The sequence below is a fragment of the uncultured Thiodictyon sp. genome (assembly GCF_903828115.1).
GTDB lineage: Bacteria > Pseudomonadota > Gammaproteobacteria > Chromatiales > Chromatiaceae > Thiodictyon.
Window position 1 is genome coordinate 1 of the sequence record NZ_CAIKKU010000002.1, and the last position, 25,562, is coordinate 25,562.

The 25,562-nt window shown below is 65.7% G+C and carries 17 protein-coding genes; 5 read left to right on the top strand and 12 right to left on the bottom strand.

The annotated features are described in order from the left end of the window. Positions 1–10: 10 nt before the first annotated feature. Both QZY48_RS00040 and QZY48_RS00045 read right to left on the bottom strand, forming a co-directional pair. Positions 11–532, bottom strand: coding sequence for a hypothetical protein (locus QZY48_RS00040; protein ID WP_295426275.1), 522 nt, complete (start codon positions 530–532; stop codon positions 11–13). A 199-nt stretch (positions 533–731) separates the two neighbouring features. Then, complete coding sequence (locus QZY48_RS00045; RefSeq protein ID WP_295426277.1) at positions 732–1,295, bottom strand: hypothetical protein; 564 nt, start codon at positions 1,293–1,295, stop codon at positions 732–734. A gap of 49 nt (positions 1,296–1,344) precedes the next feature. Here QZY48_RS00045 and QZY48_RS00050 point away from each other — a divergent pair, with 49 nt between their 5' ends. Both QZY48_RS00050 and QZY48_RS00055 read left to right on the top strand, forming a co-directional pair. Continuing rightward, a complete protein-coding gene (locus QZY48_RS00050; RefSeq protein ID WP_295426278.1) occupies positions 1,345–1,653 on the top strand; it encodes a BrnT family toxin in 309 nt (102 codons plus the stop codon). 7 nt (positions 1,654–1,660) lie between these two features. Then, entirely contained in the window at positions 1,661–1,894 is a 234-nt protein-coding gene (locus QZY48_RS00055; protein ID WP_295426280.1) for a hypothetical protein, read from the top strand. 262 nt (positions 1,895–2,156) lie between these two features. Here QZY48_RS00055 and QZY48_RS00060 read toward each other — a convergent pair whose 3' ends face one another. Further along, a complete protein-coding gene (locus QZY48_RS00060) occupies positions 2,157–2,405 on the bottom strand; it encodes a hypothetical protein (RefSeq protein WP_295426282.1) in 249 nt (82 codons plus the stop codon). A 47-nt stretch (positions 2,406–2,452) separates the two neighbouring features. Here QZY48_RS00060 and QZY48_RS00065 point away from each other — a divergent pair, with 47 nt between their 5' ends. Continuing rightward, entirely contained in the window at positions 2,453–2,776 is a 324-nt protein-coding gene (locus QZY48_RS00065; protein WP_295426283.1) for a type II toxin-antitoxin system RelE/ParE family toxin, read from the top strand. Beyond that, complete coding sequence (locus QZY48_RS00070) at positions 2,773–3,072, top strand: XRE family transcriptional regulator (protein WP_295426285.1); 300 nt, start codon at positions 2,773–2,775, stop codon at positions 3,070–3,072. Before QZY48_RS00065 ends, QZY48_RS00070 begins: the two co-directional genes overlap by 4 nt. A 114-nt stretch (positions 3,073–3,186) precedes the next feature. On the opposite strand, the gene QZY48_RS00075 is transcribed toward QZY48_RS00070, so the two are convergent. From QZY48_RS00075 to QZY48_RS00100, 6 genes are all read right to left on the bottom strand, one after another. Continuing rightward, positions 3,187–8,253 carry a hypothetical protein gene (locus QZY48_RS00075; RefSeq protein ID WP_295426287.1) on the bottom strand — a complete coding sequence of 1,689 codons (5,067 nt, stop codon included), beginning with the start codon at positions 8,251–8,253 and terminating at the stop codon, positions 3,187–3,189. Continuing rightward, complete coding sequence (locus tag QZY48_RS00080; protein ID WP_295426288.1) at positions 8,243–10,048, bottom strand: hypothetical protein; 1,806 nt, start codon at positions 10,046–10,048, stop codon at positions 8,243–8,245. The genes QZY48_RS00075 and QZY48_RS00080 overlap by 11 nt, the downstream gene beginning before the upstream one ends. A 57-nt stretch (positions 10,049–10,105) precedes the next feature. Then, a complete protein-coding gene (locus QZY48_RS00085) occupies positions 10,106–10,597 on the bottom strand; it encodes a DUF3368 domain-containing protein (protein WP_295426289.1) in 492 nt (163 codons plus the stop codon). After that, entirely contained in the window at positions 10,587–10,841 is a 255-nt protein-coding gene (locus QZY48_RS00090) for a UPF0175 family protein (RefSeq protein WP_295426290.1), read from the bottom strand. Before QZY48_RS00090 ends, QZY48_RS00085 begins: the two co-directional genes overlap by 11 nt. 371 nt (positions 10,842–11,212) lie before the next feature. Then, positions 11,213–11,416, bottom strand: coding sequence for an addiction module protein (locus QZY48_RS00095; protein ID WP_295426291.1), 204 nt, complete (start codon positions 11,414–11,416; stop codon positions 11,213–11,215). A gap of 111 nt (positions 11,417–11,527) precedes the next feature. After that, on the bottom strand, positions 11,528–15,418 hold the full coding sequence (locus tag QZY48_RS00100; protein ID WP_295426293.1) for an NERD domain-containing protein kinase family protein: 3,891 nt from the start codon (positions 15,416–15,418) through the stop codon (positions 11,528–11,530). 405 nt (positions 15,419–15,823) lie between these two features. Here QZY48_RS00100 and QZY48_RS00105 point away from each other — a divergent pair, with 405 nt between their 5' ends. Beyond that, complete coding sequence (locus QZY48_RS00105; RefSeq protein ID WP_295426294.1) at positions 15,824–16,315, top strand: hypothetical protein; 492 nt, start codon at positions 15,824–15,826, stop codon at positions 16,313–16,315. 71 nt (positions 16,316–16,386) lie between these two features. On the opposite strand, the gene QZY48_RS00110 is transcribed toward QZY48_RS00105, so the two are convergent. The 3 genes from QZY48_RS00110 to QZY48_RS00120 all read right to left on the bottom strand — a co-directional run bounded on the left by QZY48_RS00110 (position 16,387) and on the right by QZY48_RS00120 (position 25,388). Beyond that, positions 16,387–19,581 carry a transglycosylase domain-containing protein gene (locus QZY48_RS00110; RefSeq protein WP_295426296.1) on the bottom strand — a complete coding sequence of 1,065 codons (3,195 nt, stop codon included), beginning with the start codon at positions 19,579–19,581 and terminating at the stop codon, positions 16,387–16,389. Positions 19,582–19,698: 117 nt separating this feature from the next. Beyond that, positions 19,699–20,670 (bottom strand): diguanylate cyclase, encoded by a 972-nt coding sequence (locus QZY48_RS00115; RefSeq protein WP_295426298.1) that lies wholly within the window; start codon positions 20,668–20,670, stop codon positions 19,699–19,701. Continuing rightward, positions 20,667–25,388 (bottom strand): PAS domain S-box protein, encoded by a 4,722-nt coding sequence (locus tag QZY48_RS00120; RefSeq protein WP_295426300.1) that lies wholly within the window; start codon positions 25,386–25,388, stop codon positions 20,667–20,669. The genes QZY48_RS00115 and QZY48_RS00120 overlap by 4 nt, the downstream gene beginning before the upstream one ends. Between the last annotated feature and the right edge of the window lie 174 nt (positions 25,389–25,562).

Here is a 25,562-nt window from a genome sequence, read left to right on the forward strand (position 1 = left end):
CCGGAACGCTTCATTTCGCGGTTCGATCCGGATTCCGATACTGCGCCAACGCCACCCTGATCGGCGTGCGCAGCCCCTCCCCGTAATACATCGCCCGGTACTTCGGCATCTGCTTGATGCGGTCGGTATAGAGTGCAACCTTGTCCGCCACGGCGAAGTTCTTTGCCATCAGCTTCGCGTCGGCCTCACTCAAGCGCAGGGCCAGATAATTGGCGACCGCGGTGAACAGTGAGGGATCGAAGTCCTTGGCCTCCTGGGAGGCGACGACGAAGGCGATGCCATACTTGCGGCATTCCTTGACCATGGTCGGAATCAGCTTGAGGCGGGCGGCGCGGTGGGCCTCGTCGAAGATCACCGCGTGGGTAATGCGGCCCTGAGGTCCGCGGCGGAACATGCCCTGATAGAGGTTGTAGAGCACGAAGGTCGCGAAGGCCCGTTGCAGGTGCTCATTCTGGGTACCGTGGACCTGGAGTTGGAGACAGACAGTGATCAGGGTAGTGGTCTTGCCCATGCCCGGCTGCCCAAGGATCATCAGGTGCGGGTTCGCCCGGATGCTCGGGCGCCAGATGACGGGTTCGTCGCCCGACTCCCGGTGACCGAGCAGTACCGTCGCCTCGCCGCCCGCGGCGGAGTCCGGTCCGCATTCGGCGGCCTTGGGACCGCCGAGATCCTCTCGGTCAGCCGCCGCCAGGCGGCTCGCGGAGTCGACGACAACAGGTTTAGCCGAGACTTCAGGCGGGACGGGACTGCTTCAGGCGGGACGGGGTTTGCAACCCCGTCCCGAACTTTTGGAGACTCGGGGAAAACTGGCGCTCCATCCCCTCCGCCAGGTCCGCGGAGCGGGCGGTCTTGAGATAGCGGCGGAACTTCACCTCCACGAAGGCGAGTCGCAATCCGCCCTTCTTGGTCGCGCTCACATAGAGCAGGTCCGCCCGCTGCTCGCCGCCCTCGACCAACTTCCCCGGCTCCCGAAACAGCTCCGGCACGTCGTCGAGCGGGATCAGGAAGCCCTCGGCCAGCGACAGCCAGGCCGGCTCGTCGCTGCCCGCCCGTGCGCAGTGCCGCTGCGCCAGCGCGACCGCGATCATCTCCTGGATCGCATTACCGGTCCCGCCCAGCCGTAGCGCCAACCGGCCGCTGACCGCCTTGAGTGCATCCAGCAGGTGGGTGCAATTGCGCTGGCTGGCGGACAGGCACATTTCCCCCAGCGCGCGATCCAGCCGCGAACTGAGAGTATCTACCTTGAGACTCTGCCCCCCGTCGCGTACCATCACGCCGGCAAATCCGAGCCGCATCGCGAACCTGATACCACTGCGTAAGTAAGCCTTTCACTGCGGAGATTTGATGGCCCGTCAGCGCATCGACATCACCTGGGATCCTATCAAAGCCCAGAAAAATGAGTCGAACCATCGCGTCACCTTTGGCGAGGCCACCGAGGTATTGCTGGATCCGATGGCGCTCACCGTGTTCGATGCGGCGCACAGCACCGAGGAGGAACGCTGGTTTACCCTCGGCGAAACCACCCGCCGCAGATTTCTGGCGGTTTCTCACACGTATCTGTGCGAGTCCGGGGAGAGTGCTTTGGTCCGAATCATCTCTGCCAGAGAAGCCACACGCCGCGAACGGCAACAGTACCAGAACGAGCCGCGATAGGTCCGCTATGTCACACGTAATCGACGACACGAACGACGAGATGCCCGCAGAGATCGACTTCTCCGGAGCACAGCGGGGTAAGTTCTTTCGAGAAGGTGCCGTGCTTAGGGTTCCGGTCTATCTGGATGCGGAGGTCCGGAGTTACCTGGCGGCGCGGGCGGACGCCAAGGGTGTGCCTGTTGATCGCCTGGTCAATGATCTGCTTAGAAAGGACATTGAGCTGATCGAGGCCGCAAGATAGCTCGTAGGGCGCAACCATATCGTTTCGGTGGCTTGTGCCTTAACTTGTTCGTGGATGCGGACGTGAACCATGGTAGTCGCAGCCATAACAACCTGTTTATCTTGCCTTATTTGTTAGGGTAAAGGAGCCAAGCTTGGGTATTTCTACCTGCCCGAAGCGGGTGAAAACCACTTGATCCTAAACAACTCGATCCTGGCTCTTTTTTGCCTCAAGGCGCCGTCCAGCAGATTGACGACCTCGTCGAAGCTGCTGGTCGAGGTGATCAACTGCATGAATCCCAGGTCGTCGCGTTCCGGTGCGCAGTCGATGCGCGGCGCGCCCAGCGCAGCCGGGGCAGGGTCACGCCACCCGGGCGGGCGACGCTGTCCAGCAACCCCCGGTCCCCCTCCGGCACCGCGCTGGCACGGTTGCGCCGACGTTCCGCGGTGGCGGACAGGGAGCGGCCGGTCTGCGCCCTGGCCTGCCCGGCGCCTGGACGCAGATCGCGTTCATAATCGGCGAAGACAAACACCTTGTCGGACCTTGCTCCCATATATTGGAATGGATATAGTTGGACACATGAAACCCGTGCGATTCCTGGGCGACGCCCTCAAGTGCCTGCGGGCCTTTCCGTGCGACGCTCGGCAAGACGCGGGGCGTCAACTCGACCGGGTCCAGCGCGGCCAGCCTCCCGATGACTTCAAGCCCATGCCGACGATCGGCAAGGGCGTCGAGGAGATCCGCATCTGGGATGAGGCGGGAACCTTTCGGGTCATCTACCCGGCGCGTCTCGCCGATGCCCTCTATGTCCTTCACGCATTTCAGAAAAAGACCCGCGGCACGAAGCGCGACATCGATATCGCCAAGCTGCGGTTCACTCGACCGATACGGGGCGAGCAATGAGCGACCCAACGAACAAGCAAGCCATCCAGACCTTTGCCAGTGTGTGGGATGCCATCGCCGACACACCCGCAGAGGCGGCGAACCTGAAGTTGCGCTCCGAACTGATGGACCAAATCGCCGCCATCGTGGCAGAGCAGGGGTGGACTCAGAACGAGGCGGCCACGCGCTGCGGGGTGACCCAGCCGCGCATGAATGACCTGCTGCGCGGGCGCATCTCACGCTTCTCGGTCGATGCTCTGGTGAATATCGCGGCGACCCTTGGGTTGCGCGTCCAGGTCCGACTCGAGGCGGCGTGATTGCGGAGCTTTCTCCCAATTCTAAGGCGGGACGGGGTTTGAAACCCCGTCCCGAACGTTTGGGGACTCCGGGAAACCGCCACGGCTACCGGTACCCGGAGGATCCGGAACGCTTCATTTCGCGGTTCGATCCGGATTCCGATACTGCGCCAACGCCACCCTGATCGGCGTGCGCAGCCCCTCCCCGTAATACATCGCCTGGTACTTCGGCATCTGCTTGATGCGGTCCGTATAGAGCGCGACCTTGTCCGCTACGGCGAAGTTCTTTGCCATCAGCTTCGCGTCGGCCTCACTCAAGCGCAGGGCCAGATAATTGGCGACCGCGGTGAACAGCGAGGGATCGAAGTCCTTGGCCTCCTGGGAGGCGACGACGAAGGCGATGCCGTATTTGCGGCACTCCTTGACCATGGTCGGGATCAGCCTGAGGCGGGCGGCGCGGTGGGCCTCGTCGAAGATCACCGCATGGGTAATGCGGCCCTGAGGTCCGCGGCGGAACATGCCCTGATAGAGGTTGTAGAGGACGAAGGTCGCGAAGGCCCGTTGCAGATGCTCGTTCTGGGTGCCGTGGACCTCGATCAGGGACAGCAGGTCCTGATCCAAGAGTGAGGGCGCACCGCTCCCGGCGCCGAACAGGCCATAGTCATCAAGCTCGTTCAACCGATTGAGCAGGGTTTGCAGGCCCTTGTCGGGCTTTTCCTCGGCACGCAGCCGATCCAGGAAGCTGCCGAACGCCGGGGCCGCACCGGTCTGACCCGGCGACCAGCCCAGGTCCGCATAGCTCTGCTTCATTGCCTCGCGCAGGCGCCCCAGTTGCACATCGCCAAGATCCGGGAAGACCGCAGAAAAGATGTCGCGCAGCATCCCGACGTTGTCCAGATACCCGAGCGGATTGTCGCCGACGACCTCCATCGGATTGAATCCGAGCCCCGCATAGCGGACGACCAATGGCGGCTGCGGCAGTTCCTTGGTGAGTTTTTCGTCGATGTCCTCGTGGTAGGAGAAGACGATCGGCGTTACGCCCTGCGCCTGGAGTTGGAGACAGACATTGATCAAGGTGGTGGTCTTGCCCATGCCCGGCTGCCCAAGGATCATCAGATGGGGATTCGCCCGGATGCTCGGGCGCCAGATGACGGGTTCGTCGCCCGACTCCCGATGGCCGAGCAGCACCGTCGCCTCGCCGGTCGCGGCGGGGTCCGGTCCGCATTCGGCGGGCTTGAGACCGCCGACATCCTCTCGGTCAGCCGCCGCCAGGCGGCTCACGGAGTCGATGACAACAGGTTCAGCCGAGACTTCAGGCGGGACGGGGCGATTGCTTTCAGGCGGGACGGGGTTTGCAACCCCGTCCCAAGCGTTTGAGGACTCGGGGAAAACGCCAGGGCTCAGGGTATCCGGGGCATCCGAAACGTTTCGGACGGGGCGCATGCCCCGTTCGGCCTGAGCATCAGAACCTTCCCCGTCATCCATTGAGGCCGCCCGCGGCTCCGGCAGGATATCCGGCCCGAACAGCCACAAATCCGCCTCGCCGCTGTGCTCGATCCGCGCCGGCTGGTGCCCGCCATACTCGGGGCAGAAGACAAACCCGATCCGCTTGATCTCCAGATGATCGGGGAGTTCGGCATCTTTGCGAACCACCCGGTCGATCTCCCTCATGGCGGTAGTGAACGCATCCTCCGACAACCCATGACGCCGCCCTTTGCGCCCGTAGAAGCGCAGGATGCGCGCGAGCCAGGCGCGGTTGACGGTCTTCTCCAGGGCCGAGGTCCGAGCGCCGAAGAGTTGGCCCCAGCGCTGACAGGATGCCGCGATCTGGCGTTCCATCCCCTCCGCCAGGTCCGCGGAGCGGGCGGTCTTGAGATAGCGCCGGAACTTTATCTCAACGAAGGCCAGTCGCAATCCGCCCTTCTTGGTCGCGCTCACATAGAGCAGGTCGGCCCGCTGCTCGCCGCCCTCGACCAGCTTCCCCGGCTCCCGGAACAACTCGGGCACGTCGTCGAGCGGGATCAGGAATCCCTCGGCCAGCGACAGCCAGGCCGGGTCATCACCGCCTGCCCGCGCACAGTGCCGTTGCGCCAGCGCGACCGCAATCATCTCCTGGACCGCATTGCCGGCCCCGGCCAGCCGCAGCGCCAACCGGCCGCTGACCGCCTTGAGTGCATCCAGCAGATAGGTGCAATTGCGCGGACTGGCGGACAGGCCCATCTCGCCCAAGGCGCCGTCCAGCAGATTGACGACCTCGTCGAAACTGCTGGTGGAGGTGATCAACTGCATGAATCCCAGGTCGTCGCGTTCCGGTACGCAGTCGATAATGTAATTGTCGTAGACACGGGGCAGCTCGCGGGGCGAGTCGAAATACTCGATCCCGGCGTTGCGGTCCGCCGTCACCACCCAATCGCATAGCCGGTGCAGATCGGCCAGCAGGTCCGCCTGATCCGCGGAGACCTCGGTCACCAAGACCGGCCAGTCATCCGTCCCGCCGCCCAGGTGGCGGACCACGGCCCTCAGGATGTGCGCGTGCAGCCCCACCTGGCGCTTGGTCAGGATGCCGGTGACCGGGTGCTTCTCGCCGTCCGGGTTGGGAGGGATGAAGCTCAACCAATGCGGCGTAGGCGCGGCATGGAATTCCCGGCTCGGCATCAGCATCAGCCCGTGGGCCTCCAGCACCCCATCGGCCGGCAGCGCGGCCTGATTGCGGCATTCCACGCGCGAGGCGAAGCAATCGAAGGCGATTGAGACATGGGCGGGAGTCGTGGGCCTGGAGCCGGCCCGGCGCGCCCAGCGCAGCCGCGGCAGGGTCACGCCACCCGGTCGCGTCACGCTTTCCAGCAGCCAACGATCGGCCTCCGGTACCGAGCCCGCGCCGCTGCGCCGACGCTCGGCGGTGGCAGCCAGGAAGCGCCCCGTCTGGGTGCTGGTCTGGCCGGAGCCTGGAAAGAGGTCAAGTTCGTAACAGAGTTGCCTATCGGTATCCTCCGGCGCGTCCTCGCCCTCAGTCGCTGCCGTCAAGGCATGGCCCAGGGCGCGCGCTACCGGCATCGCATCACCGGCGCGTAAGGCATGGACACGAACGCGCCGATACTGAGGGTGCAGTTGCAGATAGCGGCGTATCTCCCCGGCCAGCGCCGCCGCCGCGCCCTTGCCAACGGACGGCGCGGTGCTCTCATCGCCACCCATCAGCCGGCCGAGCAACGCGACCGTCGCCTTCGGCTCAGGGTCGTCCGTGCGGACCAGTGCAACCGCATGGAATCCGAGCGTATCGGCGAATACGAACGCCTCCCCGGGCTCTACCCCTGGGAGGAAAGCCGGATAGTGGGCGCCCGTGATACGTTCCAGGAGTAGCTCCAGCTTTGCCGCCGACAGGTTTTCCTCGTAGCGGTGATGGGCCACGAGCAAGTCGAAACTCTGTTGCCAGGCGACACGTAACGGGTGGATGGGCAGTACGACCAGGCCCAGTGTGCGCCCGGCGAGTGAAACGACCTCCAAGGTATTGATGAGGGTCAACTCGGGCGCGCCTTGTTGCCAGGCATCGGAGGCAGCCAGCACATACTGATTCAGCGCAGGAATCTCATGGTGGTAGAGGATGCCCAACGGTCCCTGACTGCCGGCCATCCAACTCGCCAACTGGCGCGATTGCTGCGCCAGGCGCCCGGCGCCGGACTCCGACGAGACAGGAATGAACTCCGGCTCACCGATCGGCGTGCCATCGGAGCGAACCGCCAGACGCCAACGGCCGAGCGCGCCCTTCCGATTCACCCAATCCCGGCCAAGCTCCGCGATCAGGGGCGGACAGAAGACCCGACCGACCTTGCCGTCCAGCCGGCAGGTGATGAAGCCTTTCTTGTCGGTGCTGAATACGGACCGGTTGCCGGGGTTCCGAGCCAGATCTTTGAATGCCTCGCCATCCGTTGCAAGATGGGCCACCGCCAGGGCCAAAGTTGGACGGACCTTGCCGGCGCTGCTCTTGGCGGATTTCTCTGTATCGCCGAAGCAGAGCACAAAGTCTTCGCTCTCTGCCTCGCAGGCGCTGCCCCCGAGCGCACGGATGGTCACTAGGGCTTCAAACCGCGCATCGTCCTCCAAAACATCGAAATCGTCCTGAGTGAAGACCGCCTTCTGGGGCGACTTGCCGGTGTGGGAGGGCTTCTTCTCAGCTAGCACATCCTGATCAGATGTCACCTGAACGAGATAGTCGACGACCCCTTTCGCGAGGGTGTCCGGATCGGTCTTCCAACGAACCTCCAGGCGGGCACGGTTGGTGCGGTCATCAGCGTCGGGACTCAGTCGCAGTTCTAAGCGCCCATCGCCGGTTTCTCGCAACCCCGACCAGGCGGCGGGTTTCTTTGTCTTTCCGCGCCAGGGCAACCATTCGATGGCGTTGAGGGTTTCCTCGTCGAACAGGCCCGGACTCATGTTGTTCAGCCAAAGGTCAGGTTCCTGTGCCAGGCGAGTCAGGGCAACCTGGCGGGGCAGACTCTCGATTTCGCGAAGAATGCTAGCCAATTTGGCCTGTTGAGCGGCCTTTGAATCGCCGAGCTTCAAGGCAGCAGCGCGTTGTTCGGGCGATAGGCCAGAGCCTTGAACGGGGATCAGCCGCTCCACCAGGCGTAGCGAATTGTCCAGATCGGCTTCATGCGGTATGCCCTCCACTGCGACAGGCCACAGACCGATCAGCGACAAGGCGGTACCGACTTGTCGCGGGTCCTCGCGTGCCTGGCACAGATAGGATAGCGCTGCCCAGGGGGCCAAGGGGCGTCTACGGAGCCTCCAGCCAGCCTTATTGAGCGCCTTTTTCGCGAATCCCCGGTAGCCGGGCAGCAGGTCTTTTTGTGCTAGGTCGAGGGCAACTTTGAAGACCTCTGCCTCCCCGATCTCCCTCGTCGCCCCATAGATGCCGTCCATGCCCGCCCCGGCCCGACTAGGATCAACCAGGAGCAGAGTCGCGTCCCCCTTACCCTCACGCCACTCCACGGCCTGATCGGCAGTGATGGCGCGGGCTTTTGAGTTTGGTGACTCGAGCACGGCGGCCACCCGCCAGCCCCGGACTGAAAAGCCTTCGTGGGCCGCCAGCGCCGCAGCCACATCCGGCGGTAGGCAGCGTACGAAGGCCATGCTGCCGGTCTCCGGTCTACCCAGGATTCGGCCGAAAGCAGCGCCGAGGATCAGTGCCGCTTGATCAGACAGCATCGCTGCTCTCCACTTGGTACCTTGGCCGCAACTGTTTCATCGATTCGGCGTCGTTTACCCCAATGAGCAACCCAAGGTCACGCAGCCTTCGCTCGAACCAATCCTTGTTACGCAACAGTAGCTCCTGAGAAACGGGCTGTCCTGGCGGTTCGCGGTCCACATAGAGACCGTAACGTTCCCGCAGCAACTTAAGGAAATCTGGCAGCGACAATGAATGGAACGGCTTGCCCTTGGCGGCCTTGCGCAGATGGCGGTGGACGAGGAAATCCAGCAGGGTCGGAGTGAACACAATGCTCCGCAGGTCCTGCGAGCGACGCTCGCCATGCTGTTGACGGCTGACCCGGCGCTTGATTGCCAAGCCGTTGGGAAGGTCGGTCATGAGTGCGTTCTCCAGCGCCTTCATGAACTGAGAGCGTTGGAGTTTATCCCCCATCAATGCGCACATGGCCTCCGCCAGACGCAAGACCGGATTATCAGTTCCCGAACGTAAAGCGCCCGCAACCTCCGGAACTTCCCCCTCGGCCTCCAGACTGTCCGCAAGACGCTGGCAGTCATCATGAAAGGCATCCAGAATCGCTTCGGCGCGCGGATGTCGACCATGATAGATCTCTCCCAATAAATCGATGAACTGGGTCGCGTCGGGAGTTGCTACGGGCAACTGGTTGTGCAGCTTTCGGTGATTGCGAACCCGGTCGTCAAGCGTCCTCAGTATCATCATCCTGACCGGCAGCCGCTCGTAGCACCGCAGACACTCGGTCACGGACTCCTCTGAGAGGTCGCGCAACGTCCTGTCCTGACCACGAGAGGCATCCACGAATAAGGGCCATGGAGATTGCTGTGCAGATTCAGGGACGGCGCCGGTACGCTCCCATTCGGCGAGGACGCGGGCGCTGGAAAGCAGTAGGTTGACGAGTCCGATGCCGATGCCGGATTCCAACATCTGCAGGAACGCCTGTCGTGGTACCGAATCGCCATACACCTCGATGAAAACCGACAGATCCTCCCGCAACACCTCGGCGGCGCATCGGGCCAAAGGATGGCGGTTCGGGATACGTTCGCTCTCGTCCCTCCCTTTTGCCTTCAATGGGGCACCACCACACGCCTGCGCCATCCGGATCGCGAGCAATTCATCGATGCCGACGCTGTCCGCGCGGGCCTCGACAAAGGTATCCGAACTGAGATCGGTTCCGTGCGTGCCCCGAATCTCCATGCTGCGGCCGAACAGCGAAAGCAAGCGATTTTCGGCGTGGGTTACGCCCACCGGGAAATATCCCGTGCCATGCGTGTCAATCCATTCGCCGGAGTCCTGGTGCGCAAGCAGCGCGGTCAGAAGCTCCGGAACACCGCGCAAGTTGATAACCACAGTCGGTAGATCGATCCAACACGCGAGGTAATGTGTTGGGTAAACGCGCTGCACCTGGTCCAAGTGCCCCTCCGCGTGCTTGCTGTTGCCGAGGCACCAAGCCAGAAGTAGATCTCCAAACATGGACTTGCCGACCGGATCGTCGAAGCCGTCAATGGCAGAGATCGGGCGGGATAAAAGATGATCGACCACGTCCTTAATGGTCGGTGCCAAAGGAGTTCCGTCTCGGGTCTTACCAAAGGTTTGCACGAAACGCCCCCGGCCTCGCCGATGGCCAAAGCGCGCCATGTAGAGCATTGCCGGCAGCAGCGCACTAATGTCAAAAGCGATAGGGCTAATAGGCAAAGCAGGGTAGTAGTTGACGGTCCATAGACGGCGAGTCCGCTGGGGGGTCAGCACATCCTCGACAATGCTCTTGACTGGGCGCGGCATCTGATCGACTCCTGTGTTACGTTGGGGTATCGGCTGTCAAGGCAAGAGCAGTTCCGATCATAGTTCTCCCGCAGCCGCAAGCACCGTCTGAATTGCGGAAGGCGAGAGCCACAGACCGGCATCGCACAATGCGCGCACACCCGGCTTTACGGCAGCGATCAAGCCGCGGCGCTTCGCCAGAATAAGGACGCCGCAGGTACCCAGGGTCCGGACTTGCAGGCTGCGGGCGCACCGTCGGGCATAATCGTCATCCACAATGGCCAAGGTATCCAGGTTCTTCCGCGCATAGCTCAGTAGTTCGGTCTCACCCGGTCCGGCATCCCAGGCCAGTACCCGCAGATCGAGCGGCTGGACAGGGAGTCGTGTCAGCCAGGGTGTTGCGGAGAGGCTTCGCGTTGCTATGTCCTCATGCCCGGTGGCGGCGACTTCTCGCCAAACGGTATCAGGTACCAAGACGGACTGAAAGAGCCTCGGAAGTAGATCGGCCTGGCCGCTCTTGAACAGGGTAATCAGCGGTGAGGCGTTGATGATGACCCGATCAATCAACATCCGCGAGGTCCTCCCGCAAACTCTCTGCGCTGAACTGAAAAGGCGATACCCGCGCCTGAGACAAGGCGTCGATGAAGGCCGCGCGGGTGAGCCCTGCAATCTCGGCGGCCTTATCCTGGCTGATCCTGCCTTGGGCGTACCACTGGATGGCGGCGGCCAGGCGCATTTCCCGAGCCAGTCCGGGCGGGTCCAGACGCAGGGCGGAGAAGGCGCCTTCGGGAATGGGAACGGACAGGTTGATCATAGCAAGGCTCCAATCGCCGAGTTCTCGCAATAGGCGGTGCATACTACGGGGTCAGATTCAGGTTTCATAGGTCAGCCAGATCAGCTTTATGATGGCCGTGATTCCGCGGCAACGGTCCGCAGTGGGAAGCGTCCTCATGGGACTGCACTGCCGTAGGCGACGGTACAGTGTGGAATCCCAGTTCGCGACAGTGAGCATCCGCTGCCCTTGAATACGCCGCAAGATCGTTGTGAAAGCGTTCGGCAAGCTGTTCGCGTATGGCATGAAGTTCGGCCACTATCGGGTTTCGGCAGACGGGGGTGGTGGTCATTGCAATGTCTCCATCAACTCAACCGGCGTTACCAACTTAGGCAAGTAGACCGCTCTGCGCACTACCGACGCGCTGCCTTTAACTCGGCCAATGAGACGAATTCAGCGGAAGGCTCGTCGATCTGTCTGCGCCGCTCGAACAAAACGTCTTGGTGCCAGTCGGGCGATTCCATATCTGAGTCGCTTTTCAACAGAGAAGCCCAGATCGCTTCCATGGCATGAATGCGCTCGGCAATGCTCATGCCTTCGATTTCGGTCGTGTTCATATCTGCAACCCACAAAGATGCTATCGCTGATGGGCTTCATCACGCGAGAACGGGGAAAAGCCGGCGACGATCTTGGGCTTGCATGGCTTTAGCTCGCAATCGTTCGGTGACTTATGACGGCTGCGCCAGTTCTCGCACCAACACCTGCCGCCCCTCGCGCGGCTCGATCCGCACCCGGAAGACCCTGTCTTCTTCGCTGGGATGCCAGCCGTGGAGCGATCGAGCGTCTTCCTGTGCCAGCCGTTGCGTGAAGATCTCCAGATTGGCGAAGACGCCCTCTTGGGCTACGCCGGAGATCTGCACGCCGTCCTTCAGTTCCAGCAACAGGTGGAAGAGTTCCAGGCCCAGGGTCAGGACCTCCTGCCCGCCGTTGGCGTAACGATAGATCAGGTGCAGGTGGGTATGCAGGGTCTCCAGCCCCACGGCGGCCGACGGCAGGGCGGGCTTGAGGTCGAAGCGCTCCCAGGGTTTGACGACCCAGAAGGCGCTCTCGGTGGGGGTGCGCGGTGTGAGGCGCAGGGGTACGCCCAAGGCCAATTGACTCGGTGCGAAGGCCAGTGCGGGCAGGTCTTCCAGGCGGGCGATGCCAAGGCAGAGGTCGCGCAGGAGCACAGCGGCTTCCTGGGGTGACGCCAGCGGCAACCCACGGAACCGGGCGAGATAGCGCCCGTTCGCGAGCGCGATATCGCCGTCCTCGGCCCCAACCGGGCGGGTGAACCAGGCGCGGCGACGCGCCTGGGTCAGGTGCTCCTCGGCGCGCTCCGGCCCGGGCTCGCGCAGGAGCCGACGGTCCAGGATGGGGTCCGCCTCCAGGGCGGGGTCGAAGCGTGCCATCTCGGCTAGCAGTTCGCCCTGGCGCTGGGTCGACTGGGCATCGAAGGCGCGCTGCCAGTAGTGGGTTGGACGCAGGTCCGGGTCCGCGTGCAGTTCGGCGCAGTCATAGACGCCGAAGAGGCAGTAGGACAGGGCCGCACGCAGCTCGCGGGCGGTGATGTGGATCTCGCCCCGTTGGTGGCAGGCTTGCAGCAGGTCCGTGATGCGCTCCCGCAGGCGCGGGCCCTGGTCGGGGTCGCGCAGTGACTGGACCGAGTGGCGGGCGGTGCACCGACCCTGCGCGGTGCAGGTGGTGCAGGGTTCCCAGGGGTCGGTGTCGCCTCCCAGCAGGCGCTCGATCAGGGTGTCGAGGAAGTCGGTGGTCAACCGGCGTTGGTCGATGCCGCCGACCAGCGAACGACGATTGAGGTCGATGAGTCGGAAGCGCGGCTCCTTCATCGCCGCGTCCTCGCCCAGGAGGACCCGGCGCAGCGGCTCCGTGAGCCAGGTGTCTTCCGGCTGGGTTTCGATCCATTCCAGCAGCTTGCCGTTGTTGACTGCGACGATATGGACGCGCCCGCGAGAGAAGTTCGAGGTGTGGAAGGGCCGGAACAGGTTGTCCAGCATGGCATTGGCGCTCTGGCCCTCCCAGGCGGCGGCGCCGTCCAGATTGACCTTTAGTTGCTTGCCGCTGCTAAGCCGGGTCTCCCAGACGCGCTGGGAAGAGTGAATGTCAGGCAGGCCCAGCCGCTGGGCCAGATGTTGCAGGAAAGCGGTCTTGCCGTCCCCGGCGTTGCCGAACAGGATCACGAGATTGATCTCGCCGGCCTCGATCTCGGCGAGCAGGGTGTCGTCGAGGCGGGTCTCGACGTAGGTGGCCTCGGCAAAGGGTGAGTCCAGGCCGCGGGTCTCGCTGTTGCCGTGGCGGGAGCCGGGATAGGACGAGAGCAGTTGGCGCAGCCAGGGCACGGTGTTGGGTATCAGCGCCGGCGGGGCGGTCTTGATTGCCTTGTGGTCAGTGTTCGGGTGCGCCTCTCGGACCTGATCGGCAAGGAACCGGCCGCCGTCCAGGGCATCGGCGAAGCGCTGGGCGGGGTCCGGGTGCGTGGCGCGGTCAAGGAAAGGGCGCAGGGTCGCGTAGCCCTCGATGCCGTCCCAGTTGAGTCCCCGATCTTTCCGCCGCTCGGTCCCATAGGCGAAGGGCTCCCGGTCAGTCAGGCAGTGGAAGAGGCTGGCCGCCAGGGCGTAGAGGTCGTCCGCGGGTTGGATGGCTTGGCGGGCCTGGACGGCCGGGCTGGTATAGGGGAAGGTCCCGCCGCGGGCTGCTTCGCCGGCAAGGGCTACGGTGTCGTAATCGGTGAGGATTAGGGTTCCGCCCTGGACGATCAGGTTCTTGGGGCTGACATCGCCATGCACCAGGCCGACCCGATGCAGTTCGCCCAAGGCGGCGCACAGGTCCATCAGCCAGCGTTGGGCCAGGGCCTCGGCGGAGGCCTCGCCCAGGTCTTCCGCGTAGAGGTCCAGGACCCCGGTCAGGTCGTGCAGGGGCTGGCCTTCGACCCACTTCATCAGGGCAACGAAGCGGTCCGGCTCCCAGTCCGGGGCGAACGCGTGGATGGTGGAGAGGTTCGGGTGGGTCGTATAGGCACGCACGCGCTTGTAGGCGAGAATCGCGGCCTCGCCGTCGTCGGCATCGCGTACCAGCTTGGCGACATAGGTGCCGAACTTCTCGTCGGAATGGGCATCGAGTTCGACCACCTTGAAGGTCTGGCCGATGCCGCCGCGCCCCAGTCGGCTGACGATCTTGTAGCGGGACTGCTGGAAATCGACCACCGTGTCCTCGTCCCAGTAATCGGCGGGCGGAAGGCTCGGCGGTGCGGCCGGGGCCTCGGCCGGGGTCAGTTTGGCGAGGGCCTGGGCCAGGTCGTCCAGGGTCGGGCGGTCGGTGGGATTGGGAGCGCAGCCCAGTTCCAGGATGCCGCGGACCTGATCGGCGAGCGGCTCGCCGGGTTCAAAGAGGGTGAGCAGGGACGCGCACAGGGCGGCGATGTCGGAGCGGGCGTCGGCGGCGGCCAGCCCGCCTTGGCGGACCTCGGCGGCGACAAAGGGCAGCAGGTCCCCGAAGTCGACTTGGGCGGGGGAGATCGTCTCGGCGTCCTGGAGCCGGGTGAGGTTGAAGTCGGTGAACAAGGGTGCGCCGTTGTGACGGACGCGCAGACTCTCCGGTGACAGGCGCCGGTGGACGATGGCCGTCAGGTTCGGGTCTTGCGGCTGATGGAATTGCCGCAGGGCCGCGCCGGCGGCCTGGGCATAGGCGAGCCGTGCGGGCAGGTCCCAACCGCTATCCTTGCGCCGCTCGGACAGGGTGGGTGCGGCCGGGTCCACCAGGGAGTAGAAGACCAACTCGCCGGGATAGCCCTCGGCCTCCTGGAACGAGTCCAACAGGCTGGGGACAAAGGGGCTCTTCTGCCAACGCTGGATGGTCTCGAATTCGCGCCGCGCCAGATCGAGGGCCTGTTTCTCCTGGGTGGCGGACAGGTCGTAGAGGTGCAGGATGACCCGATCGCGGCGGGTCGGGTGCTGGCCGCGGTAGATGCGGTGGAAGGCGTCGGACTTGTTGGACAGCCGCTCCAGGTTGACGAGCCCGGCGAAGGTGCGCAACTCGCCGTTGAGCGTGACCTTGACGTTGGGTTCCAGCAGCCGGGCGGCGAGTTCGATCTGGTCAGGGCTCAGTTGCTCCCGGTCGCCGACCGCCACCAGATCGGCACATTCAGGCAGTCCGAAGACGCCCACGCCGCGCGGGCTGGGGCGTTTGGCGGCATCGAAGCGGACCTCGCCCCGCGTCAGCAGCAGCCGCGCCGCGACGAAACCGGGGTCGAGCCGCGGGCGCAGCTTTCCGGCCACCCGCTTGGCCTTGGTGTCGATGCGGTCGGCCTCGCGCTCGGCGACCTGGGGGTTCTTGCGGAGGTAGTCCGAGTCCCAGTGCTTGACCTCCAGGACGAAGACGCCAGGCGGGCCGATGACGACGGCATCGATCTCGTCGGAGCGGACGCTGGGGTGTTGGGCGTGATTGAGGTTGGAGAGGATGATCCAGTCGCCGGGGGCGGCCTGGAGCTTGGCGCGTAGCCGCGCGCAGGCGAGGCGCTCGCTCTCGTTGACGAAGGTGCCGCAGGGGATGTGACGGACCATTGCTGTACTTGCCTTGTTTTCGTTGCTTCCCTTCAATCCTGGGTTAGATTGCCGACAAGGATCAAGCCTATCAGGGCGCTAAGGATTCGGCAAGAATCCGCCGACGCGGGTTCTCGTTCTGACGAGGCTGTCACGGGTCCGCGACAACCAGTGCCGCACCATCGCCATCGGTCCAAGGGCTGCGGCGGCCCGGCGGCTTACCTGCTTGGAATCATAGCAAAATCACGAGCGGCTGCTAGAATCGCGTAGAGCGAATCCGGCCGCTGTCAGCGCCGGTCGCAGGGCACCCAGTGAGCACTCAACCGAATCCATCGACCAACTCGCGCGCTTCTATGACATCTGGGGGTCCGACAAGACCTATCCACAAATGGCCGCCCCGTGGGGCTGGACCTTCAGTATTTCTAGATGATGGGTGACCGCGCCCTCTACCATGACGGCTGGATGGCCGGCACGGCGGTCGTGCGTCCGCCCTGGGACCTGCTGTCGCCCGCGCGAGACCCCTTGGATTTCCCCTGGGAACTCTATGACCTGCGCCATGACTGGACCCAGTCTGAGCATGTCGCGAACCGGTATGGCCACAAGCTCAAGGAGTTACAGGGCATGTTTTGGGAGGAGGCGCAAAGGCACCAGGTGCTGCCGCTGGACTCGTGCTTCCTCACCCGGGGCGCCACCCCGCGCCCCAGCCCCACCGCCGGGCGCGACACCTTCATCTGGACCGGCGAACTCACCGTCGGCGCCGACACCGGCACCGGGGTCGACGACGGGGACTACCAGGTGCCGTTGCGCTTCAGCGGCACCCTGGAGCGGCTCACGCTGCGCATCGACCAGCCCAAGCTGACGCCGGAGGACGAGCGGACACTGATGGAGGCCCAGCGCAACATGGAGATCCGCGAGTAGCATCCACTGGATGCGGTGTCACGGGAATGGGAGAAGACGCGCGGTCACGAACAGGTGGCCGTTGACGGCGCTTAAAACAGATCTTCGAGATTGCGGATTTTTCTTGGCGCGGGCTTGACGGCCTTCGCCTTCTTCGGCGTCACGACCTTTGTGCTTTTCTGTGCCGGGCGGGAAACCGGTGTTGCGCCCCGAGTGCCGGCGGCCGCTGTCGGTGCAACCGGTGTGACCCCGGCAGCAAGCTCAGTGACCGTTTCCGGCTTCGTTGGTTCGGGGGCCGGCGGCGGCGCATAGGCCCTGGCGATCAAGGGCCGCAGCGTCGGCTCCAGCGATTTGAGTATCTGCACCGGCAGGGCGCTGGTGAAGCGGTAGCCTGCCGCGCTCGGCCCGGTCACATAGGCGGTCAATACACCGAAAAAGCGGTCGTCCATAAAGAAGGTGAACACCGCCGCGCGACTGATGACCTGGCTGGCGTTGCGCCGGCCGCCGACACCGAAGACCTCGCGGCGATGATCGCCGGTACCGGTCTTGCCGCCGACCAGCAACGGCTTGCCGTCCGGTCCTTTGTAGGCCCCCTTGACCCGCACGGCGGTACCCTGTTCGACCACCCCCACGAGCGCGCCGCGCGCGGCCGCAGCGACTTGCGGCAACAGCACCTGCTCGCCCTCGCTCTGGGGCATCTGCAACCGCGTCTCGTATGGCGTGCCGACGGCAAAGTCGAGGCTCTCATAGCGCACCAGCGGCCGGCGTTTGCCGTCATTCAGCAGAATCCCAACGAGTTCCGCCAGCGCCGCGGGACGGTCCCCCGAGGCACCGATGGCGCTGGCATAGGATGGCGTCATGGTCTCGAAGGGGTACCCCACCCGCTTCCAGGCATCATAGATCATCATAAAGGCATCGGTTTCGAGCAGGGTCGCGATGCGCGTATCCTGAGCGCGCCGGCGACTGTCCTTCATCAGCCAGCGATAGACCTGCTGCCGCTGCTCGCGGCTCGCGGCCACCACCTCGCTGAAGGTGGCGTTGGGATGCTCCGCCAGGTAGCCGACCAGCCAGAGTTCCAGCGGATGGATGCGCGCGAGGTAGCCGCGGTCTTGCAGATCGAAGTGCTCGACCGAATATTTTTGATAGAGTTCGTCGAGGTCGGACGCGGACAGCGCCGGGTGCTCGGCACTCAGCCAGGCGCCGAAGGCGGCAAGGTCCCGCCGCGGGTACACCGACCGGTAGACAGTGGCCAGGCGATGCGGCAGGGGATACACGCCGTCGGTCAGCAAGGCCAAGGCCTGCGCCTCGCTCTTGCCGCGATATTTCTGATAGAACCGGTGCAGATAGGTCTGCCCTTCTTTATCGACAAAGCGCTCCAGATACGCCTGCCGCATCTCACCATCGCCTTCGTCGATCCAGTGTGCCACCCCCTGCGGATGGTAGAGATGATAATAGACCAGATCGCGCATCAGCCTGATGAAGACCAGGTTCACCGAGTTCTGCAACGCCATGCGGACCGTCATGATGGAGCCATTGTCCGAACTGTTGAAATTGGCAAAGGTATGCAAGCCGCCACCGGTGAAAAACGACTCCCCGGGGCTGGCCGAATAGCGCCGCTCAAGCGCGCCCTGCAACAGCGCGGACAGGTCGATCTTAGGATTGGCGAGGAGCTGCTTGATCACCCAGTCCGACAGGTGATCGCGCGGGTTGATCTTGCGCTCACGCAACTGCTGGGCAGGCTGCCCCGCATAGTGGCCGTGCAACTGCGCGATGATCTCCAAATAATGGACCAGGGTCCGCAACTTGGCGGTCGAGCCCAGGTCCAGGCGGATACCCTCGTTCACGTCCAGTGGTCCGGCGTAATTGTCAGCCTGGACGCGCAGCCGGTTGCCTGCCGGGCCGCGCTCAAACAGCATCAGACTGTAGACGACGGGCTCCAGACTGCTTGCGGGATTGAGCAGGCGGCCGCCGATCACGGCGGCCGCGCGCGCCTGCTCGGGCCGCCGCAGTTGATGCAAGGCATCCGTCACGGCCCGCTGGGTCGGCAGGTCGAGCGTCGCGCGCGCGGTCAAATCAAGCCGATCCAGATCATAGAGCCGATCCAGCCCCAAGGCGGCGGCGAGCCGGGCGCGCCAGACGCTTCTCGTCTTGCCGTCATCGGCGAACGCCGCCAGGACCGGCACCGGGTACGCCGCAGGATCAGTCCTGACCCGCAGCGCGGCATCGCGCAGTGCCCCGCTGATGACCCCGCGTGCGGCCAGCAGACGTAAATGGCTGTCGGCCAGGGTTTGCAGGTCGGCATGTCCCTCGCGCAGATACCAGGAGGGACGGCGCTGGGAGAGCAGCAGGCACAGGACCTGACGATAGGCACGGGCCTGCGGCTCGGTGACCCCGGCGGCGCCTTGGTCGGCACCGAGACTGCCGGAGGTCAGCAGCGCGTTGACGGTGTCGAAGTCGACCCCGAACCAGGCCCACAGACCGTCACCGAGACCATGCACCTCACCATAACGGGGCACGGCGGCGAGCGGTATGGCATTCAGATAGTTGAGTGCGATGGCGCGCCGCGCCTCCAGGGTCTGCGGCCCCCCGAGGTAGGTCCGCAATGAGGCGCTGCCCATCTGCCGAATTTTTTCCGGCACGGAGCCGGTACGACCGCCGCGGGAATGGCGGAATTTTTCGGTCTGGGTCGCGAGCGTACTGCCACCCGAGACATGCAGATCGGCCCCGAGCTTACGCGCCGCAAGGCCTGCGCCGGCACGCGCAAACCGATCCCATTCGACCGCGGGATTGATGTGCGGATAGCGCTCGTCCAGCAACTCGCGGTTCTCGATAAACAGCAGGGTCTTGAGCACCAGGGGCGGGATCGCCTTGAAATCGGGGTAGACCCGGCCCGGATATTCCACCTCGAACAGGGCCTTGCCATCGCGATCGTAGAGCCGCAGCCCGGCTTGGCTCTTCTCCGGATAGGCGGCGTTGAAGCCCCAATCCATCGCCCGCAGCAGCGTCGGCGAGAGGCGCGCCTGGGCGGCAATCGCGAACCCCTCCGCCTTAAGCCGTGGCAAGAAGTCCGGCAGTTGCGCATAACCCAGCCGCTGATCGTAGGGTCCGCCAGTCGGATAACGGATGGCCGGGCTGGACCCCGGCTCCACCTGAAAGCGCATCCGGTCAACGATGGCGGAGAAGTAGCGCGCCTGCAACTCAGAGGTCCTCAGCTCCTGCGCGACGAAGTAGGCACCGCTGGCCAACGACGCCGCCACCGCCCCCCACACCAGCGTCTTGAGAAACACCGTAGCGACCTCCCGTGTGTCGTATATTTCCTGTTTTCGTCCTTTCCCCTGAATATTAGACTATTGCCGACGAGGATCAAGCCTGTCAGGGCGCTACGCCGACAGCGCCCGGCGGGATCAGCAGGGCGCCCCAGGCTCGTCCACGCAGACCCGATCCCTGCCCGCGGCCTTGGCGGCATAGAGCGCCCGGTCGGCCCGTGTGAGCAAGGCCGCGATGCACTCCAGGCCCGCGGCGCCGTCGGCGGCAGGCGGGCTGGTCGCCTGGGGGCCTGGAAGGGTCGGCACCGGCCGCGGCACGCCGCTGGCGACCCCGATGCTCACCGTGACCTGGCGCGCCGCGTCGGACCCGGCATGGGGCAGGTCCAGGGCCCGGACCGCGGCGCAGACCCGGGCGCCCAGCGCGGCGGCCGCCGTCAGGCAACTGCCGGGCAACAGCACCGCGAACTCTTCACCCCCGTAGCGGGCCGCGAGGTCGCCGGCGCGGGTAACCGTGTCGGCCAGGGCCTGCGCCACCCGGCGCAGGCAAGCGTCGCCTTGGAGGTGGCCGTAGTGGTCGTTGTAGCGCTTGAAGTGGTCGATATCGATCATCAGCAGGCCGAGCGGCTGCCCGTGCCGTGCGGCCCGCCGCCACTCCTGGTCCAGCCGGTCATCCAGGGCGCGCCGGTTGGCGATACCGGTCAGGGAATCACAGTCGCTCAGGACGCGCAAGGCCGCGTTCAGCGCGCGCAGTTGCAGGTGCACGCCGACCCGGGCGCGGACCACCGGCGGCTTGATGGGCTTGTGAATGAAGTCGACGGCCCCGGCCGCGAGTGCCCGGACCTCGTGCCCCTCCTCGCCGTAGGCCGTGACGAAGATCACCGGGAGGTCCGGATAGTCCTGCCGCAGGATCCGGCAGGTCGCAAAACCGTCCAGGTCCGGCATGTTGGCATCGAGCAGGACCAGGTCGGCCGGGTCATCCGCCATGAGGGACAGGGCCTCTGCCCCGCTGGTGGCAAAACATAGCTCCCCGAGCCCCGCCAGCGCATGGGCCACCACCTCGATGGCCGCGGGATCATCATCGACGATCAGGATTCTGGCGGTCGCTGTCACGGGTTGGTCTCCTGCCTGGGGTCACGATTGGAGCCCGCCGCGGCCTCATCCAAGGCGGCGAGCGCCTGCGCGTAGCGCAGGCCGTGGATGGCACGGCCGAGCGCCTCGGCACCGGCCTCGCCCAGCACGCCCGCGAGCGCCGGTCGCAGGTCCTCGAAGCCCTGCCGGGCCTGCAGGTTGCGGCGACGCAGGTCCTCGCGCAGCGCGGCGAGGCGCTCGGCGTCCAGGGGCGGCGGCGGCGCTGCGGCCGGCGCCGGGGTCCCGGGCCTTGCGGCCTCCCGCCAGGGCGCGCTGGCCGCCAGCAGGTCCGCGACCTGGCGGCCAAGGGCGGCGAGCCGCCCCTCAAGTCCCGTCTCGCCCCGCTCGATGGCCGCCTCCAGTGCCCCGGCCAGGGCCGCGAGGTCCGCGGCCCCGAGTTGGCCCGCCCCCGCCCGCAGGTTGTGCATCCGCCGGGCGGCGCTCGCCCGCTCGCCCTGGGCCAGGTCAAGGGCCGCGCGGTCGGCGGTCTGCCCATGTTCGTCGGCGAACCACCCCAGCGCCCGGAGAAACAGGTCCCGGTCAGGCATCAGTTGCCCGGCCCGCGCCCGGTCGATGCCCTCAATGTCAGGGAATCCCCCGACCGCGTCCTGACCGCGGACCGGCGCGGCGGCCGGGGTTGGCTCACCAGGCGCCGCCGCGGTGTCGGCGTCGGGCGCCGCCGGCCTCGGGTTGACCCAGTTCAACAGCACGGCCGTCAGTTGCTCCAGGTCCAGTGGTTTGGGCAAGAAGGCGTTGACGCCGGCCGCGCGGGCGGCCTCCCGCTCTTCGGCCAAGACGCCGGCGGTGAGCGCGATCACGGGCAGGTCCGTGAGGCCCAACTCACCGCGGATCAGACGGGTGGCGGTGAGGCCGTCCATGACCGGCATTCGCACGTCCATCAGCACCGCGTCGAAGGCCCCAGGCCGGCTGCTCAAGACCTGCAGGGCCTGTTGGCCGTCGGCCGCCAGGGTGGCGGTGGCGCCTTCCAGTGCCAAGGCCCGCTCGACCAGGTCCCGGTTCATGGCGCTGTCGTCGACCAACAGGAAATGCGCCCCGGCCAGGCGCGGCGCGCCGGCCGGCGACACCGCCCCCCCGAGCGGCGCGACGGCGGCCAGGACCCCGTCAGCGGCGCTCGCCCGCGCCAATGAGAGCTCGAACCAGAAGGTGCTGCCCTCGCCCACCCGGCTCGCGACGCCGATCTCACCGCCCATCAGGGCCACCAGGCGCTTGCTGATGGCCAGGCCAAGCCCGGTGCCGCCGAAGCGGCGCGTAATGCCCTCCTCGGCCTGGGTGAAGGGGGTGAAGAGCCGGTCCAGCGCCTCCGACGGAATGCCGATGCCCGTGTCGCGCACCGCGAAGCGCAGGCGCTCGCTCGCCGCATCGCTCTGGATCGTGTACACGGAAACGGTCACCTCCCCCCGCTCGGTAAACTTGACGGCGTTGCCGATCAGGTTGACCAAGACCTGCTCCAGCCGCAGGGCATCGCCAAGCAACGGCCCCAGTGATGGCCCCGGCACCGCCGGCGGGGCCTTGATCATCGCTCCGGCCAGCGACGCTTGTCGGTCGGCCGACTGGGAGCGCCGCACCCCAGTGCGGCCCGGCCTATCCACACCCGGCGACGCCGCAGCCGTGTGAGAGATCGCCCCGCACGGGGGTGCGGCGCTCCCAGTGGCGGGGATGATGGTCAAAGCCGTCGGCGCCGCCGCGACCCGCAAGACGAGCCCCTTGGCCCGGGCGCCCGGCGCCATCATGGTGTCGATTCGCTCCAGCAGTGCCCCCAGCACGAAGGGGCGCGGCTCCAGGCGCAACTGCTCGGCCTCGATCTTGGACAGGTCGAGGATGTCGTTGATGATGACCAGCAGCGACTGCCCGGCGGTCTGGATGCGCCCGACCATGTCGTGCTGAGTGGGGGTGAGCGGCTCGCGGTTCAGCACCTGCGCCAGGCCCAGCACGACATTCATCGGGGTGCGGATCTCGTGGCTCATGTGGGCCAGGAACTCGCCCTTGGCCCGGTTGGCGGTCTCGGCGGCGTCCCGGGCCTGCGCCAGCTCCCGCTCGGCGTGCTTGCGGTCAGTGATGTCCTGGACCTGGGAGATGAAATACCGGGGTTGCCCTTGGGCATCGCGCACCAGTGACGAGGCGACCGCGCCATAAATAAGCCGGCCCTGGCGATGGCGATAGCGCTTTTCAAAGGTCGCGCTGTCGCCGGTGCCGTGCACCGCATGATCGATAAACTGCCGACTCAGGCCCAGGTCGTCGGGATACGCCAGGTCATTGACGGTCATCCCCTCCAGTTCGGCCTTCGCGTAACCGAAGATGGCGGTCATCTTGTCGTTGACCTGAAAGAGCCGGCCCTCGAGGTCCACCAGACACATACCGGTATTGGCATTGTCGAAGGCCAGGCGGAATTTCTCCTCGCTCTCGCGCAGCGCCTCCGCTGCCCGGCGGCGCTCAGTCACGTCCTGTATCAGCGCCACGAAATACTCGGGTCTGGCGTCCGGCCCGCGGATACAGGCGACGCTGATGTCCGTGGGCACCACCCGGCCATCGGCCCGCACAAAGCGCTTTTCCAGTGAGTAGCTGTCGAGCTCGCCGCGCAAGACGCGCTCGAACTCGGCGACATCGGCCGTCAGATCATCAGGATGGGTGAGTTCCGTCCAGGTCTTGCGCCGCAGCTCGTCGCGCGTATAGCCCAGGATGGTGCACAGCCGGTCATTGATCTCCAGCCAGCCCTTGTCCAGCGAGGTGATGGCAATACCGACCAACGGTTGCTCGAAATAGCTGCGCAGCCGGGCCTCGCTTTGCCGCAGCTCGGTCTCCGCCTGTTTGCGCGCGGTGATGTCCTCGACTAGGCCAAGATGGCAGCGCATCCCCCGCGCCCGCAGGGTCAGCGGCGCGACCGTAAGGTGCACCGAGACCACCGCGCCGTCCGGGCGGAGATAGCGCTTGTCCATCTCGAAACCGGCAGACTCGCCCGCGTTCATGCGCGTCATCTGTCCTTCGTCTAACGACAGATCGTCGGGGTGGGTGATGCTCATCCAGTCGGTCGCGGCCAACTGGACCGGTGTCCGTCCCAGGATCTCGCCGAAGCGTCGGTTACATTCGAGCAGGCGCCCGGTCTGTGAGTCGGTCAGTCCGATACCCAGGGGTGATTGTTCAAAGATAGTCCGGTATTTTGTCTCGGACTCCGCGACCTGCGCCAACGCGTCCTCGACACGGACCTGGGCCGCGACCAATTCCGCCGTGCGCGCCGCGACGCGCCGCTCCAGTTGCTGGTTTTGTCCGGCCAGTTCCCCTTCGGCGACCCGCAGGGTCTGGTTGAGTTGGTGCAGTTCGCCGAAGGCATCGCGCAGCCGCAGGGTCATCTTGCCGAAAGACTCACCCAGCTCACGCAGATCCCGGATCGGCGCGGGCGGGAGCGACTGAGCGAAATCACCCTCGGCCAGGCGTCGGGTTGCCGCGGTCAACTGCCTCAAGGGGCGGCTGATCGCGTCGGCGGCGACCAGACCGAGCAGCACGGCGGTCACGAGTGTCAGGCCGGCGAGCAGGACGGGCCGGTGCAGGTGGGCGGCGATCAGGTCCGTGAAGTCCCGCTGGGGCGCGATGACCAGGGTCAGCCAGTCCGGGTGGCTCAACTGCGGGGCGGCCGCGGCGACCTGGGCGAGGTAGCGCTGCCCGTTGAAAGCGAAATCGAAACGCAGCGGGGCCCGCAACTGCCCCAGCGCCGGTTGCAGCGCCGACAGGTGCCGGGCCGCCTCGCGGGTCACCGCATCGGTGCTGGCGCTCGCCGCCAGGCGCCGGGTCTCGACCGCAACATTTTGCCCGTGTTCGGTGCGTGCCCGACTGTCGAAGGGCGTCTCACCGGTGGAGGTGGCGACCAACAGCCCGTCACGGTCGAGGAGCAAGGCGCGCCCGTGGGCGCTGACCTGCAGACCCTGCAGGAACTCGCCGATACCGGACAGGGTCATCCCGGCGACCAGCACGCCCTGCACCGCGCCCCGGCCGTCATCGAAGGGCAGGGCGAAAAAGGTGACCAGTGCCGGGTGATCCTGCCCCTTGGCCAGGCTCACCGACAGGCGCCAACTGCCCTGTCCGCTCTCACGCACGGCCGGATACCAGGGCTTTCCGGGCGGGTCGTTATGGGGGTCGTAGTTGTCGCGCGACTCGATCAGTTCACCCGGCCGACCGTCCGGGTCGGCGCGATAGTGATGCAGGCGGTAACCGGTCGCGGCGTCGCAGCGGCGAATGATCAGGGCGTCCGGGCCGCCGCGTGCCAGCATCAGCATGTCCCGCCGGGCGGTGACCAGACCGATGCTGTCCACCCCGGGGGACAGGCCCAGTTGGGCGGCAAAATGCCCCTGGAGCCCGGCGGTATCGTCCGCCGCGAGCCGGCCCTGTCGGATCAGCACCGCGTTGGTCTCGACGATGTTGCGCAGCCCTGACAGATACCAGGCCAGGCGTTGGTCGACCCGGGCGCCGATCTCGGCCATCAACTGGTTGGCCAGGGTGGTTACGGCCTGCCGGCCGGCCTGGTAAGACAGCATGCCCACCGTGCCCGCGGCGCCGATCGCGAGTAGGGTGAAGGTGACGACCAGGAGGGTCCGCAGCGAGACCTTGGCCGCGAGCGCCGTGACCCATGCCCGGCGACCGGTGTACGGGCGTCCGGCGGGAGGCGGCAGGGGCGTGGCGGAGGCTGTCATGGCGGTCGATCATGCCGGGACGGATCGGGTAGCAGTGCAGGATACCCCATTGGAGCGCGGCGCGAGCGGCGGGGCACGGGTGCGATCAGAACTGATGTGCCGACCGAGATCCCGGGTCCGCTGTCGTTGTCGTTGTCGTTGTCGTTGTCGTTGTCGTTGTCGTGATCGTTGTCG

Excerpts from the sequence above, each read along its gene's own strand:
- QZY48_RS00045 (WP_295426277.1), bottom strand. The coding sequence starts at position 1,295 with ATGCGGCTCGGATTTGCCGGCGTGATGGTACGCGACGGGGGGCAGAGT.
- QZY48_RS00085 (WP_295426289.1), bottom strand. The coding sequence starts at position 10,597 with ATGTTGATTGATCGGGTCATCATCAACGCCTCACCGCTGATTACCCTG.
- QZY48_RS00095 (WP_295426291.1), bottom strand. The coding sequence starts at position 11,416 with ATGAACACGACCGAAATCGAAGGCATGAGCATTGCCGAGCGCATTCAT.
- QZY48_RS00070 (WP_295426285.1), top strand. The coding sequence starts at position 2,773 with ATGAGCGACCCAACGAACAAGCAAGCCATCCAGACCTTTGCCAGTGTG.
- QZY48_RS00080 (WP_295426288.1), bottom strand. The coding sequence starts at position 10,048 with ATGCCGCGCCCAGTCAAGAGCATTGTCGAGGATGTGCTGACCCCCCAG.
- QZY48_RS00105 (WP_295426294.1), top strand. The coding sequence starts at position 15,824 with ATGATGGGTGACCGCGCCCTCTACCATGACGGCTGGATGGCCGGCACG.
- QZY48_RS00065 (WP_295426283.1), top strand. The coding sequence starts at position 2,453 with ATGAAACCCGTGCGATTCCTGGGCGACGCCCTCAAGTGCCTGCGGGCC.
- QZY48_RS00040 (WP_295426275.1), bottom strand. The coding sequence starts at position 532 with ATGATCCTTGGGCAGCCGGGCATGGGCAAGACCACTACCCTGATCACT.
- QZY48_RS00120 (WP_295426300.1), bottom strand. The coding sequence starts at position 25,388 with ATGACAGCCTCCGCCACGCCCCTGCCGCCTCCCGCCGGACGCCCGTAC.
- QZY48_RS00100 (WP_295426293.1), bottom strand. The coding sequence starts at position 15,418 with ATGGTCCGTCACATCCCCTGCGGCACCTTCGTCAACGAGAGCGAGCGC.
- QZY48_RS00075 (WP_295426287.1), bottom strand. The coding sequence starts at position 8,253 with ATGCTGTCTGATCAAGCGGCACTGATCCTCGGCGCTGCTTTCGGCCGA.
- QZY48_RS00050 (WP_295426278.1), top strand. The coding sequence starts at position 1,345 with ATGGCCCGTCAGCGCATCGACATCACCTGGGATCCTATCAAAGCCCAG.
- QZY48_RS00055 (WP_295426280.1), top strand. The coding sequence starts at position 1,661 with ATGTCACACGTAATCGACGACACGAACGACGAGATGCCCGCAGAGATC.
- QZY48_RS00090 (WP_295426290.1), bottom strand. The coding sequence starts at position 10,841 with ATGATCAACCTGTCCGTTCCCATTCCCGAAGGCGCCTTCTCCGCCCTG.